Below are 14518 nucleotides of genomic sequence, written 5' to 3'. Positions count from 1 at the left end.
TTACTTTCACTATTGAACTGCAGCTCTGTCTGCTCGATATAAAGTGTTTTTTATTTTTTCAATCTTAATATGTCTATCAATTGAGTAGGTCGAACCTGTCTTGTCAATATTCAAGTCTAATTCGTTATGTAATGCTTGTTCTGCTGCTTCAATGCCTTCACCCACCTGTCCTTGCGTTTTAAGTCCAATTAAATCGGCGAGTATTTTTCCGGGTACTCGGGACAGGCATTCTAACCCGCATTAATTCAATAAAAGTAATCGATTTTATCACCCGGCTTTATTCCATATTTATCTGTGAACCCGGCATTGACTTCCAGAACATATCTAGCTGGTTTTTCAGAAGGAATAGAATAAGTTGATTTAGGCTGTGTATATTTTTGGATGCTGACAATTTCTTTTCGGGAATTGATATAAATGATGTCAAGGGATATAAAAGTATTTTTCATCCAGAATGATCTTGGCTCATCATTAGAAAAGACAAATAGCATACCTGCATTGTCGGGAAGATTTTGCCTATCCATCAGTCCACGCATCCGTTCTTGATCATTATCAGCAATTTCAATATCAAGTATAATTGGGGAAGGGTTTTTAGTCAGAAAAATAGAGAGGCTGCCATCTTTTCTGAATGAAGGAGCTGATTTTGAATTGAAGAAAGATTGACTGGCAGTTGGTTTGTTCCTTTTTGGTGTAAAAATGCTGAATAAAAGGAATGACAATGCAATTATAACTGCAAAGAAAATGAGGAGCAACCGGACCAAATTGATTTTCTTCCGTGCTGTTTTTTTATTCACCTTTTTGATTGGAGTTTTATCAGGCATTGCAGGTATTTTTGCCAAAATTAGATATTTTCAATTAATCACAAATGGCACTAAGGATTACAATAAGAATACAAAGGCTTATACATAAAAAATGAGCCTGCGGGTTGGGTATGTCAGAAAATGTTTTACTTTTGCACCCTTAATTGTTCTTATAATACGGACTGGTAGTTCAGCTGGTTAGAATGCCTGCCTGTCACGCAGGAGGTCGCGGGTTCGAGTCCCGTCCAGTCCGCTAAAAAAAACCCACCTTTGAAGAAGTGATTTTTCAGAGGTTTTTTTTATTAATTATGCCTTTCCGGGTTTATATCATATAAAGTCTGCTTGATAGGTCTTATTATATTGGTTATACCAAAAACCTTGAAAAAAGGATATTACAACATAATAATGCCAAAACCGGCTATTCTTCTAAAAAAATTTCTGTCCCGAGTACTCGGTATGGATTGTAAGTTCCAGCCGGGCCTGATGTAATATCTCTATTCTCGTTACAAACGCAGATTTAAAGATTCGTAAACTCCAAATGCGCGCAGGAGCCATAAGATTACAACAATAACAACAACAATGTTGAGTATTGTTTTTATTTTGTGATCCATTGGAATGTAGGCATTGATAAGCCATAAGACAACGCCGACAATAATCAAAACGATTAAAACAGTAATTAGTGACATAATTTCTAATTTTTAATTTATTTATTTAAACCATAACGCCTGGCAAACCAAATCTGAAACTTTCCATCGGTGAATGTCATCTAACCCGGCTATTTTCAGTCATTAAAATTAAACGATTTAAATCATATTTCCTAATGCTTTCAAAATTATCTTTGGTTTCGCCCGTTACAAGGGCTGTATTGAGGTCAGAAAGGAAAAAATCGTCCATCTTCAATTACATACTGGCATCTACTCTCTTTTTCCCTACCTTTGCCAGTCATTAAAAGCACTACCATGAAAAAATTTACTCTACTCACGATCAGCCTGATGTTCAGCCTGTTCACGATTGCTTCCCAACTGGTTCTGATCCCAACCGGCTCACTCGAACAAACCAAAGATGCTTTCAGCCGGAAAGACCTCACGATCCATTTTTACAATGATGACATTGTCATTGGGAGCACGGATGCCCAATTACCTGCAGGTTGTATCGTTCTTGACGAAAAAGCCTGGACCGATGCAGGTATTTATTATTTCATCCTCTATTTTGACCCTCAGGAAAAAGGCAATTATATTCTGACAGTAACTCAAACTGCAAAAATCCTCCACCAGGGAATTGATTTCCTCATCGTTTCCGCAGATGAGCAAAACGCAGCGCAATTATATCCTGCCGTTCACGGGGGAATGATCCGAATTACCAATGCCCCGGCCAGGTTCCCCGCCAATACAATCAACTATAAACCTGGCAGCCTGGATGCCAGGGACGACATTTTCACTATGATCGCACAGGTGGATGCAGACACGCTGGAACAGTTCGTTCAGCACTTGCAGGATTACGGGACACGAAATGCCTATAAAGCCGGCGGTATACTTGCCCAGAATTGGATACTCAGTAAATTTCAGTCTTACGGACTCGATGCTGAACTTCATGACTTTTCAATGCCCGGCGGTCCGGCCAGCGATAATGTCATTGCCACCCTTACCGGCACCAAATATCCTGACGAATATGTCGTCCTGGGCGCGCATTACGATTCTTATGCCGGCGGAAGCGCTGAGCCTGGCGCCGATGACAATGCAACCGGAACTGCCGGAATTCTTGAAGCCGCCCGTATCCTTAGCCAATACCAGTTCGACCGGTCCATTATCTTCGCAACCTGGAGCGGTGAAGAGTACGGCCTTTACGGAAGTGAAGCATGGGCCTCTGAAGCTGCGGGCAATGGCATGAATATCCTCGGCTATTTTAATATCGATATGGCTGGTTACCTGCAACCGGGTGATGTGATTCATACCGATATCATTGGCCCGGTATCAGCAAATGAGCTGAAACAATTCTACAAAGATGTCTGTGCCATATACCTGCCTGACTTTCAGATTTTCAACGGTGCGCTTTCCGGTGGCGACAGCGACCATACTTCCTTCAACAATGCCGGCTACCAGGGTATTTTCCCCTTTGAAGACTCCCAGAATTACAGCCCTTATATCCACACCTCCGGCGATACCATCGGGCCAAGTGTGAATAACTTTGAACAGCACGATACATTCGTCCAGGCCACTATCGCCAGCGTTGCCTCAATGGCCGATGAGCTCCAGGCCCCCACTAACCTGGTTGCAATGTCCGGTGATTCGGAAGTCAGCCTTGAATGGGATGCTGTTGACAGCGTGGATCATTACAATATTTTCCGTAATGCCGACCCGGCACCTTATGCAACCTCCGTGGAAGCAGCTTATATCGATACTGAAGTAGAAAACGGCACACCCTACTCCTATTATGTTACTGCTGTTTTCCTAAATTCCGGCGAAGAATCCGGTCCCTCAAACCTGGTTACGGTCATCCCCATGCCTCCTATCTCCCTGCCTTTCTTCGATGACTTTGAGACTGGCGCCCCCTATTGGATCATGGCATACTCATGGGGATTACAAAGCGGGATTTTTCATTCATCAAGCAATGCTTTAACTGAAAGCCCCGCCGGTGATTACCAGGCAGATATGGACTCGCCCTGCACCCTCAGGGCACTGAATTTTACGGGGGCTACTTCTGCCCAGGTTTCTTACTGGACCCGTTACCAGATAGAAAGCGATTATGATTATATGTTCTTAGAAGTTTCAACCAATGGAACAGACTGGGACCAATTGGCAAGCTATACAGGCAACCTGAATACCTGGGAACTGAAAACCTACCCCCTGGACAATTACATCAATGAAACCAATGTAATTATCCGATTCCGGTTTAAAAGTGATAGTTATATAGAAGAAGAAGGCATGTTTATCGATGACCTGGAGGTCATGGTAAATGGTGTAGGTATCAATGACGGTATTATCATACCCGGAAAGACAGATCTGCTTTTCCATCCGAACCCGGTCAATAGTATCACAACGGTCGAATTTTCCCTTGAGAACGCCGGGCTAACAAAACTTCAGCTGGTTGATGCGAATGGCAGGTCGGTTAAATCAATAACTGAAAAATGGATGGATGCAGGGACGCATCAAATTGCCCTGGATGTATCTCATTTGCAGAGCGGTGTTTATTATGGAACCCTGGAAAATAACAGTCGGAAAATAAGCCGGAAACTGGTCATTTCCAGGTAAAACATTTTACCATCTCATAACAAATGCACCTGCATGCCTCACGGAATGGCATGGAATACCTTCTTTTTGAAAGATTTGCATTAGCTGGTCAGCCCGGTAAAACGGGACCGAACTATCGATGATTACCTTCTTAATGCCGATTTGCGTTTTTAGCTCCTCGGGACTGATCCGCGGATTCCCGGAAAAGATGGCCAGGTCGCATGGTATGAGTTCCGACGGCAGACCAGTTTTCCAGTTATCGTCGATCATCACGATACGTTTTCCTCTAAAATATATAAAAGGGTAATCTATCCATGTTTCATGAAACATCATGGGATTTTGCTTTTCGGCCTTAATAGCCTGAATATCCCTGATTCCCTGGTTCATCCTGTTGGGTTTTATCTGAAATTCTATTTTGCCCGTATCAGCTGACAGAAGGCTGTCGCAAATAAAAAAAGTCTGTCGTTGATAAATCAGGTCAATAGCAGTATGCCCGGAGACTTGGTAAACAGCGATTTCAGAGGTTTTTAACTTTTTATAAAGATATTTACCAGATAGCATGGAGAATAATAGAAGAGACCCTAAGATGATAAATGCACCCCTGCGATATGCCAGCACGCCGAATATAAAAAGGCCCAAAATAGTTGCGTATATTAACATGACCTGTGCAGGGGAAAGGATGACCGGTTCAATGACAGCAGCCGGCCATGATTGTATAAGTTCTACCGATCCGCTCATGAAACGAAGGCTCCATTTCAACGGCCAGGCCAGCCATTCGAAGGTCAGACCTGCCGCACCAACCACTAATAAAGACACAGCGAAGTAAGTAACAACTGCAGCCAGGGGAACCACGATGAGGTTCGTTATAAGGAAATAAACAGGGAACATGTTGAAATAATGGCAGGCTAGCGGAAAAGTAGCAAGCTGGGCCGCCATGGATACAGCCAGGATTGACCAAATCCACGAAAATAGTTTATTGAAAGGGTTTATCAACTCATTGAGCGGTTTATAAAATGCAAAGATCCCGAGAACAGCCAGGTATGAAAGTTGGAACCCGACCTGGGTAATTTCGTATGGATTAATCCAAAGCTGGAAAAATGCGGCAACGGCGAGGATATTATAGCTCTCTGAACTCCTTTTAAACATCTTGCCGGCAGCAATCAGGCTGAACATCAAAGCAGCTCTCACTACTGAAGATGGAAGGCCGGTGATAAAAGCATAGGCCCAAATACAGACCTGGATGAGAATATGATGCAGCTTCCTGCTTTTCCGGCCTCTTTTCAGGAAAAACAGCATTTTGTCAGCGACGACATACATGATACCCACATGCAGGCCGGAGACACTTAGCACATGTATCACCCCGGCATGGCTGAATTCCTGAATGATGTCTTTCTCCAGGAAGTCCTTGCTGCCCAGCAATAACGCAGAGACCAGGGCAAAGTCCTGCCCTTCGACCTTAAATTTTCTGAAAGTTTCCAGGAATTCTTCCCGGCATTTTTCAGCCCATCGCCTGACCGGATTGGATACTGCTTTGCCCACAAGATGCCACCGGCCTGGTTTCAGGAAGACCTGGTATATGATCTGGCGGTTATGAAGGTACTGCCTGTAATTGAACATATATGGGTTCGGAGGCCCGGCTATTGTTTGGAGGGCACCCGATATCAGGATCAAATCTCCATACGCCAATGATTTACAGAGTGAATCATCTTTAAAATAAACCAGGGCTTTTCTCTTCATCGGAGACCAATGCCTGAGGCTGTCCATTTTTGCGATCAACACTGCATTTCCTAAGCTGGTTCTTGATTTCTGAACAGGGCTTTCATCAATCCTGCAGAGAAAAACGTCCTCAAAAAAAGGTTCAGCAGTTTCCTCCTTTGGTGGCTGGTTTTTGAGGTCTGAGATGGAAACCAGGCAGGTCCCAAGAACAAAGAGTGATATATTGGAAAATAACCCGGCAACCCAACGTAACCTGAAATTTTCCCTTAATAATTGGTAAGAAATTACAAGGCAAAGAAAACATGCGAGCGAAACCCACAGGAGTATAGTGACAGATAATTCCGGACGGATTGACAGCATACAAATGATACCCAAAATAAAGGGCATGACTATCTGCAACGGAGTGTATTTATTTAAACCGTTCAGACGCTTTAAATATTAAAATATAACTATTTGAGAAACTCTAAGCTCAATTAAAAGGAGGGATTTGGTTTTCTATTATTTCAGTAACAGAAAACCTAAATAGTATGATTCCGTTTCGGACCTGAACCGGTAAACTAAAATACCTTCCGGAAGTTTCTTTTTCACCAGATATGGACTGACAACAGCCGTTCCGGAAGAGAAAACGATCTTCCCCTCCCAATCGATCAGATCAAGAATTAACAGGTTCGTGGAATCGACGGTCCATTGGAAAAGAATAGGATCTTTCCTGTTATGAAAAACAGAATTTTTCGGTGACTCCAGCATGAAATTCGTCTTCCTCTGCTTAAATTTGATCAGTTCCCTGTTTAAGGCGCTAAAGTCATTAATTTCAACTGATTTTATTTCGGATGCAGTCTGGTCCTTCCAATCTGCCTTTGTTATCAATAAAGAAACGATGACCGTAAAACTAATGATGACGGTAATTAAAGCAGCCAGCCAGAGCCAGTTCCTGCTGTTCATGATAAAGTCCGCCCCATTACTGTTTCTGTTCCATTCGTTCCTTAATTCTTTAAGTTTAACGCGAAGATCAAGTGTTTCCTGGTCCCCGATGGCTTCATAGATGCTTAAATACTCTTGATAGTCCGCATTCAATTCCGGATTTTGTGATAATGACTCTTCAAATGATCCCTTTTCTTCAGGATCCATTTCACCATTGTAATACTTCTCAAATTGCTTGATGTACTTTGTGTTCATTGGGATAATCTTTTATATTCGGGATCATGGATGACCCGGTTGATTAATGATTTCATGCATTCGTATTTTCGCTTGATAGCATATTGCCGCCCTTTGTAACCGAGGGTTGCAGCTATTTCTTCGAATGGGGTCCTTTCGACAAACATCAAAAGGACTTTCCGGCATAATTCAGTCAGATCAAGAAAGTGCCGCTGAAAAATCACCTTCTTGGCCTGAAAATCCTCATAAAGCTCTTTATCCTCCAGCATCAGGAATTCATCCATTTCGCTGAACTCATAGTGGATCTTATTCCTGTCAAGATACTGAAGCCACATGTGGCGGACAACAGAATAAAAATAGGTTTTAAAAGCACAGTCCAGGGTAAGGCTTTTTTTCCTTACCCTCTCATAGACTGCAACAACGGCTTCCTGGAATATATCCTCCGCATCTTCTTCCGATCCCTGGTTCCGGATAATGAAATACCTCACCATCGGAAAATACTGCTTGTACACATATTTCAACACATCTTTATCCCGGCGCCGTAAGCCTTCGATGATTCCATATTGGGTGTAATGTACCATTCTATTATGTTTATCGGCTTTTTTTAAAAATATACCCGGTCAATTTCAACTTTTTTTTAATTTTTTTTGATTTTATTTTTTAAAGTACTTATTATCAATTTGTTAATCCAATCTGAAAAACATAAAAATGCCACTAAAACACCAATTCACTAAATATCACTAAAAGATGATGATTAAACCAATATCATTAGTGCGTTTTTGTGTTTTAGTGCCTTGGTGGCAAAAATGGAACAATCCGGTTCAATAATTCTTGGTTTGTACATTCTGGAAAAACTGGAAGCTCACTTTATCATCCAGTCCCAGGTCACGGGTAATGCCCAGGTCGTTCAACAGTGAAATGCTTCCCGTGCAGTTTATATCAAAAGTATTGGCCAGTGATGTATTCCGGTTGCTGACATCAAAATCGATCAGAACCCTGCTTTGCTGATCGCCGTAAAACAGGTCTGTTTCGGTACTGAACCTGGTGTTCAGCGTACTTTGAAAGGCAAATTGTCCTTCAGGGATCATCCCCGAAAACGTGATTTTATCAAAAAGGGTTGAATCTAAAAGATTTCTCAGGGTCTCATCATCGGTCACCAGGGTGTTTAGCATCAATTGTCCCGTCATTTTCAACTGATCATAACCGACAGAAAGGTATTCGCTGGTCATCATGACCTGTGTTCCATCCTGTTTAGAAGCATAAACCTGGAGCCTGGCAGGTTTCGAGGCGGTAATATTCTGCGTATAGGCCGGATATAAGAAAATTCCGAAGAAAAATATGAAAGCTGTAATTTTCATGATCGTTGTATTTTATTTAATCAATAACGGTTCCAGGAGTTTCAGCAGCGACTGAGCCGGCACCACCAGCACTCCCCTGCCGTCAAAATTGCCTGACATCGGTTGGTGGGTTTCTTTAAGTTCAGTGATATACAGCATCTCACGGCCATCTTCCGACCTGATCCGGCAGGAAGAAGTCTGCCCGGTCCCTTCTATTATAAACCTGACCAGGCGGTTGGTCCCGGGGTTAAACATTTTAATGGTGCTATACCCGGGATCGGTCATCCAGACATTACCGCTGATGTCCGTGCAAAGGTCATCACAGGCCTCCATGAACCTCAATTTAAGATAAACTTCTTTCAGAACGTTTTCCTGCGGCGTGAATTCATATACCCCTCCCATGGTATTGCTGAAGAATATCTTATCCTGGAAATAGTCATAATAAAGTCCATTAGCAAGCCCGACATCCAGAATAAGAGGCTCCGGGGACTGAAACAAGCCGTCACCCTTATATAACATGCGGTAAATTGTTCCTTCCGGCCGGAAAATATTGAAATTACTGCTGGTAAAATACAGGTTACCGGCACTGTCAATACAAATTCCGTTCATGGAAGGAAAATCTCCGGATATCTTTTCCATTGTAACCAGGTCCCGGGAAACCCGGTATAAACTTCCCCCTTTGGTCTGCCATTCTTTCAGGGAATTATTGCAAATGGCAGCAACCAGGTTACCCTGCTTATCGAATGCCAATCCTGTTACAGCATTACCTGCTTTGAAGGATTTTTGGACGACAAGTTTTCCTGACAAGTCAGTGTCAAGGTGATGGATATTGCCATCGAGGCATGAGACATAAACACCCTCTGAACTATCTTCCAAAAAAAGATTCTCACACCCGTTCATGCCGGTGATAAACCTGGCCCCGTCGAGACTGTCAAGTTTGACGGTTATCCGCAATTCTGCAGTCCCTTTGCTGAATTCGAGGAGTTGCGGCGCCCTGACCCTGATAAAAACATAACCGGCCAGCAGAAGGATCAGGATCACGAATCCGATTATCGCCAGGATCTTTATCAGGAGCCTGACTTCGGGATTTTTTTTCACAAATTGATTTTTATTATTAATTCAACATTCAACATTCAACATTCAACATTAATTTTTAAAGGTTCATCAGGCTGCTTTCATGATCCAGGTATTCCTGCAGCCAGCGATGCTTGAAATTATTCAGCCTTTTGGTCATGCTGAGGGTTGACCGGTAATTATCGAGGTAAGGCTGAATATAGCGGATACAGTTTTGGGTAAAATCATCAGCAGGGAGGATCTGGTTTACCAGGCCCAGCCTGAAAGCCTCTTCAGCGCTGATCCGGTCGGAAAGCTGTATCTCGATTGCTTTGGAATGTCCCAGGTAATGGGTCAGGAAGAATGGGATCGCACCACTTGGGTGAAGGCCATATTTCCGGTGCGCGAGGGAAAATACCCCGTAAGGGCTGGCCAGCCTCATATCGGCCACGAGCGCTACACCCATGAATGGGGTGACCATCGTACATCCCAGACCGACAATAACGAGCTTATGATAACCGGACAGGAACCGGATAAACTTATTCAGGATATTGATTTGCCGGAACCTGACATTTTTTTGCAAAAAAACCGGGTAATCCTTGCTTTCGAGCGTATCATCCTCTTTCAGGATGCTCCTGATGAACTGGTCATAAGCCAGCTCGCCGAGGCAACCGGGCTCGTTAAGCAATAACAGGCCTTTCACAGACGGTTCATAGTCGGCATCCCGGATAAAATCCATCATAACCTGGCTGTCGTTCAGGCTCGAGATGAGTTCAAAAGCCTCTGATTTAAAGGAAATCACCGCCAGGTTATCCTGAATGGAAGCGTCAAAGTACAGATTATCAATGCTTTTACCCATTTTCTTTTAAAAATTTTAACGATTTTAAAATATCAGGTTAAGTTACGAATAAAAATACAATCATTGGCTGGAATAATTATTTCAGCAATACAATTTCCCCCGTTAATCCGGGTAAAAATACCTTTTAATAGATAAAGGCAGCATTTCACGCATTCTTGCAGAATTATTACCTTTACGATGGTAACTTTGTTTTCATGAAAGAATACAGGGCGATCATCATTGATGACGAAAGGAACATCCGCGAGGCGCTGGGGATTATGCTGGCTAAAAATTGTCCGGAGATCCATTTGTGCGGATCCGCTGCCTCGGCAAGTGAAGGGCGCGAGCTTTTAAAAACAGAAGAGGTTGATTTTATTTTTCTTGACATTTCGATGCCTAAAGAAGATGGCTTTGCCTTTCTTCGCACTATCCCGAAAGAGAATTACGGGATCATTTTTGTGACGGCTTACGAAGAATATGCTTTACGCGCATTAAAAGCCAGCGCTATCGATTATTTGCTGAAGCCCGTCAACCCGCTGGAGCTTCGGGAAGCAGTATCAAAGGCTGTTCAATACCTTGAGCTGAGGAAAAATAAAGCCGAAGTCCGGACCATTTACCATGAATCACTGGACAACCTGCATGACCAGGTTCATTCGGAAAATAAGCATATAGAGAAAATCACTATTGCCGAGCAGTTCGGGTTCAGGATGGTGAAGGTTGCCGACCTGATGTACCTGCAGGCCGACAGCAACTATACGATCCTGCATTTGTCGGGGCTGGATAAGATTGTTGCCACGCGGGCACTGGGAGAGTTCGAGAAACTGCTGGTAAATCCGTTTTTTTTCAGGATTCACAAATCAACCATCATCAACATGAATTACCTGAAGGGGTACTCAAGTTATGAAGGCAATTTTGCAGAGCTTACGGATGGCACCAGGCTGAGCATATCCAGGAGGAAGCTGAATGAATTCAGGGAAGCAGTAAGTCACTTTTCGAAATCAATAAACTGACGTGAGAAAAGAACTGTTTGTTTTTACTACAATTTTACTTTTAGCCGGGATGCATTCACCGGCCCAGAACCCTTATATCCATCATTATACAACCTTCGACGGACTACCCTGCAATAGCATTAATAATATATTCCAGGACAGTCAAAAATTCATCTGGTTTGCTACAGATGCCGGAGCAGTGATGTATGACGGATCGACTTTTACCACATTTACTAAAAAAGACGGGCTGAATTCCAATAAGATCACGAAAATCAAAGAAGACTCGTTTGGGAGGGTCTGGATCATCAATTATGAAGGTTCGTTGAATTTTTATTATCATAATAAAATATACAACACATCTAATGCAGCATTCCTTGATTCATTAAGACCAAGTGAGACGTTTCACGATTTTTTTCAGGATGATGATAAGACGATTTATTTCCATAACCCGATGTACGAGGTATATATATTGGATTCAAATAATCATGTGAAAAATATTGAAAAATTAAGCGAGTATCTAATTGAAAATCTTGTTAATAAGGAAGGGAATAAAGCAATCGGGCCATATCCAAAAAATTATACCAGTTCTTTTCCGGATTTTATCCTGGCAAATCTTTATAAAATCAGAAAAAAGGCATCCGGTGAATACCTCTTCTGGTCCAGGTGGGGTTTGTTTCAGGTGAAAGAATTGTTCAAGGACCCTCTCCTGCTCCATTATAATTACCGGTCATACATGCGCGCATCTTGCAGCCGCGGTGAATATTTTTATATCCTCGCTTTTACCCAGTACATCAAGAAGTTTAAAGATGATTACTCTGATGAGTTAATCCGCCTGCCTTCTTCTGTCTATTTATGGTATACCATGAGCAGGCAAAATGCGCTCCTGGTTGATAACAATGGATATTACTGGGTAGGGACATTCGATGACGGCTTGTATTGTTTTAAAGAAGATTCAATTGTGCAACCTAAATCTGAGCCTAATGTTCCACAGATAAAATCAAGCAAAATAATACAGCATCTTGATATAAGGCAGGTCAACGGACTTATCCAGGACCATGAGGGCAACATCTGGGTCAGCTCGTCTGAAGAAGGCGTCTATAAAATCAGCCCATATCTTAATACCCATCGTCACTTTGAAAACAAGCTCTTTCAGAATAAAGGCATCAAGGAGATGGCACAGGGCCTATGGAACGGGATGTGGCTGTCGAATGGCAGAACGATTTATTTTTTGATGGCTGACAGCTTGTATACCCTGGGTTTTCAAGAGCCAAACACTTCATTTAATTCAATTTATCATCTGAAAACCAATAAGTTAATTATCGGTGAAAAGTACTCATACTATTATAGTCTTCATAATATTAAACCTGACCCTGTTAAGAAAAAGGTGAATTTCAGTTCTGCTGATACATCAATATTATATATGAGCGGGATCACTGTGAATGAAAAGGAAGATAAGATCAACTGCTTTAACTATTTCAATTTCGATCTTATAGATCCTGACACACTTTTCGGTCAGTATCAGTCAGGTGTTTGGCAGAAGGATTATAATGTCGGATCCAGGATTACTAACACTTATTATAACAGTAAAGATGAACTGATTGCCAATGCTAAAAAGAATTATATCCAGGTAAACGACACCTTCCTGTACGCCTCAGAATTGTCACGCTTCGATAACAGGATCATTACTCAGCATTTAAATCTTAACAGTCAAACAGAATTATTTAATATCGAAAACGATAGCCTCTACTTATTTCAAGATCATGAATTCTATGATTTAACCACCGCGTTTGCAACCCCGGCCAGTCTTAACATAAGCAACATTTCATATCATGAGCCGGCTTTGTACATGGCGAATTCCAGTAATATCTACATTTGTGATAATCCGCTTAATGTTATTGAGAATAAACCTGTTAACCTGCAATTAATCGATATTAATTTTAAAAATATTCGTAAGATACTATTATGTAATGATTCACTCTATATTGCTTCCGATGATGGACTGACTGTCATTCCTGAAGAAGTGGTAAATGACATCGTTCCTCAAAGACCCCTCCCTTATATCCAATCCGTTTTGGTCAATGATATTCAGTTTGATTTTACTGAAAACAAGCTTAACCTGAAAGGCAGGAAAAGTTTGAAATTCATGTTCAGCAGTATCAGTTATTCATCGACACCAGTCATATATTCGTATCTGCTTGAGGGCGCCGATAAAGAATGGTCGTCCGGGACAGGTAATATCGTCGCTTACCAGGAGTTGCCTTTTGGAAAATATGTTTTCAAACTAAAAGTAGGCAAACCTAACACTGCATGGAGCGATGTTCTCGCTTTTGATATCATAATCAAACCCGAATTCTGGCAACATCCTGCGTTTATAACCATCGTGATTTTACTGATCATGGCCTCAATAGTCCTGGTCATCATCCGGATAGCAAATAACAAGATAAAACGCAGGGAAACAGACCACCAGCTGATCGTGCTGGAACAGAAGGCCCTGCAATCGATGATGAATCCGCATTTTATTTTCAATTCACTGGGGTCGATTCAAAACTATCTTCTTAAAAATAAACCCGGTGAGGCAGGCTTGTACCTGTCGCAGTTTGCCCGCCTGATCAGGCAGAATATCAGCGGGATCCATTCTGCGATGATCAGTCTGGATGAGGAAATTGACCGTCTGAAGAATTACCTGGACCTGGAACGCCTGAGGATGGAGAATAAATTTGAATACCAGTTCCATTTGGATGAAAGCGTAGAAGAAGATGCCGTTAAGATCCCATCCATGATCATCCAGCCCTTTGTTGAGAATGCTATACTTCATGGCGTCTCATCATTGGAAAAAGACGGTTTGATCGGCATTTCGTTTGCCATGGCTTCAGAGAAAACGATAAAAATCACCGTGGAAGATAATGGCATTGGCATTAAACAATCGAAGGTTTACAATACAAATAATCAAACCCATTTACACCTGAGCATGGAGATGACGCGCAAGCGGATTATAATCCTGGGAAAAAAGTTCAAAGTTGAAACCTCCCTTGAAATATCAGACCTTTCACCTGGCAGCCCCAATCCCGGTACCCGTGTGGTGATTGTCTTGCCGGTCAGCTATGGCGAAGATTCAGTTGACAGTTGACAGTTGACAGTAGGTTAACTGCTGATTGCTGACCGCTGACCGTTGACCGCAGACCGCTGACCGCCGACCGCTGACCATCCCTCAGCCGCCTTTCATACAATAAACCTTACCGTTGGTTCAATCGGGCAGTTTTAAGATACTGGCCTCCTTAAATTTACATTCAATTATTCTAAAATCATTGAATAATGACAAAATACATCCCACGTGACTATCATGGAATTGAAAATATCAGAATACTTGAAATTCTAGATTATTAACCAATTAAAATTCAAAAACATG

Annotated in this window: 11 protein-coding genes and 1 tRNA gene; 4 read left to right on the top strand and 8 right to left on the bottom strand. The window is 42.1% G+C overall.

The features are described 5' to 3' along the window. Positions 1–9 precede the first annotated feature (9 nt). Both M0Q51_07805 and M0Q51_07800 read right to left on the bottom strand, forming a co-directional pair. A complete protein-coding gene (locus M0Q51_07805) occupies positions 10–165 on the bottom strand; it encodes a hypothetical protein (GenBank protein MCK9399880.1) in 156 nt (51 codons plus the stop codon). A gap of 80 nt (positions 166–245) precedes the next feature. Then, positions 246–818, bottom strand: coding sequence for a DUF192 domain-containing protein (locus tag M0Q51_07800; GenBank protein ID MCK9399879.1), 573 nt, complete (start codon positions 816–818; stop codon positions 246–248). Positions 819–976: 158 nt separating this feature from the next. On the opposite strand from M0Q51_07800, the gene M0Q51_07795 reads away from it, so the two are divergent. Further along, positions 977–1050 (top strand) — tRNA-Asp (locus M0Q51_07795). A 706-nt stretch (positions 1051–1756) separates the two neighbouring features. Beyond that, on the top strand, positions 1757–4045 hold the full coding sequence (locus tag M0Q51_07790; GenBank protein MCK9399878.1) for a M28 family peptidase: 2289 nt from the start codon (positions 1757–1759) through the stop codon (positions 4043–4045). A gap of 6 nt (positions 4046–4051) precedes the next feature. Here the strand turns inward: M0Q51_07790 and M0Q51_07785 are convergent, their stop codons facing one another. The 6 genes from M0Q51_07785 to M0Q51_07760 form a co-directional block, all read right to left on the bottom strand. After that, positions 4052–6100, bottom strand: a complete 2049-nt coding sequence (locus M0Q51_07785; GenBank protein MCK9399877.1) for a ComEC family competence protein — start codon at positions 6098–6100, stop codon at positions 4052–4054. A 138-nt stretch (positions 6101–6238) separates the two neighbouring features. Next, positions 6239–6916: a hypothetical protein gene (locus tag M0Q51_07780; protein ID MCK9399876.1), complete on the bottom strand. Its 678-nt coding sequence runs from the start codon at positions 6914–6916 to the stop codon at positions 6239–6241. Then, entirely contained in the window at positions 6913–7476 is a 564-nt protein-coding gene (locus M0Q51_07775) for a sigma-70 family RNA polymerase sigma factor (protein ID MCK9399875.1), read from the bottom strand. The genes M0Q51_07780 and M0Q51_07775 overlap by 4 nt, the downstream gene beginning before the upstream one ends. Before the next feature lie 240 nt (positions 7477–7716). Further along, positions 7717–8253 carry a hypothetical protein gene (locus M0Q51_07770; GenBank protein ID MCK9399874.1) on the bottom strand — a complete coding sequence of 179 codons (537 nt, stop codon included), beginning with the start codon at positions 8251–8253 and terminating at the stop codon, positions 7717–7719. Between the two features lie 12 nt (positions 8254–8265). After that, positions 8266–9330, bottom strand: a complete 1065-nt coding sequence (locus M0Q51_07765) for an SMP-30/gluconolactonase/LRE family protein (GenBank protein ID MCK9399873.1) — start codon at positions 9328–9330, stop codon at positions 8266–8268. Between the two features lie 55 nt (positions 9331–9385). Further along, the gene (locus M0Q51_07760) at positions 9386–10144 is read right to left on the bottom strand and encodes an enoyl-CoA hydratase/isomerase family protein (protein ID MCK9399872.1); all 759 of its coding nucleotides are present in this window, start codon (positions 10142–10144) and stop codon (positions 9386–9388) included. A gap of 194 nt (positions 10145–10338) precedes the next feature. On the opposite strand from M0Q51_07760, the gene M0Q51_07755 reads away from it, so the two are divergent. Together M0Q51_07755 and M0Q51_07750 are read left to right on the top strand one after the other, a co-directional pair. Continuing rightward, positions 10339–11133, top strand: a complete 795-nt coding sequence (locus M0Q51_07755) for a LytTR family DNA-binding domain-containing protein (GenBank protein ID MCK9399871.1) — start codon at positions 10339–10341, stop codon at positions 11131–11133. A 1-nt stretch (position 11134) separates the two neighbouring features. Further along, a complete protein-coding gene (locus M0Q51_07750) occupies positions 11135–14239 on the top strand; it encodes a histidine kinase (GenBank protein ID MCK9399870.1) in 3105 nt (1034 codons plus the stop codon). The last annotated feature ends 279 nt before the right edge of the window (positions 14240–14518 follow it).

The organism is Bacteroidales bacterium, from assembly GCA_023229505.1.
Classification (GTDB): Bacteria; Bacteroidota; Bacteroidia; order Bacteroidales; family JAGOPY01; genus JAGOPY01.
Note: the sequence above shows the minus strand (reverse complement) of the source record. Positions and strands in the feature narration are given on the sequence as shown.

Excerpts from the sequence above, each read along its gene's own strand:
- M0Q51_07790 (MCK9399878.1), top strand. The coding sequence starts at position 1,757 with ATGAAAAAATTTACTCTACTCACGATCAGCCTGATGTTCAGCCTGTTC.
- M0Q51_07755 (MCK9399871.1), top strand. The coding sequence starts at position 10,339 with ATGAAAGAATACAGGGCGATCATCATTGATGACGAAAGGAACATCCGC.
- M0Q51_07780 (MCK9399876.1), bottom strand. The coding sequence starts at position 6,916 with ATGAACACAAAGTACATCAAGCAATTTGAGAAGTATTACAATGGTGAA.
- M0Q51_07775 (MCK9399875.1), bottom strand. The coding sequence starts at position 7,476 with ATGGTACATTACACCCAATATGGAATCATCGAAGGCTTACGGCGCCGG.
- M0Q51_07770 (MCK9399874.1), bottom strand. The coding sequence starts at position 8,253 with ATGAAAATTACAGCTTTCATATTTTTCTTCGGAATTTTCTTATATCCG.
- M0Q51_07760 (MCK9399872.1), bottom strand. The coding sequence starts at position 10,144 with ATGGGTAAAAGCATTGATAATCTGTACTTTGACGCTTCCATTCAGGAT.
- M0Q51_07800 (MCK9399879.1), bottom strand. The coding sequence starts at position 818 with ATGCCTGATAAAACTCCAATCAAAAAGGTGAATAAAAAAACAGCACGG.
- M0Q51_07785 (MCK9399877.1), bottom strand. The coding sequence starts at position 6,100 with ATGCTGTCAATCCGTCCGGAATTATCTGTCACTATACTCCTGTGGGTT.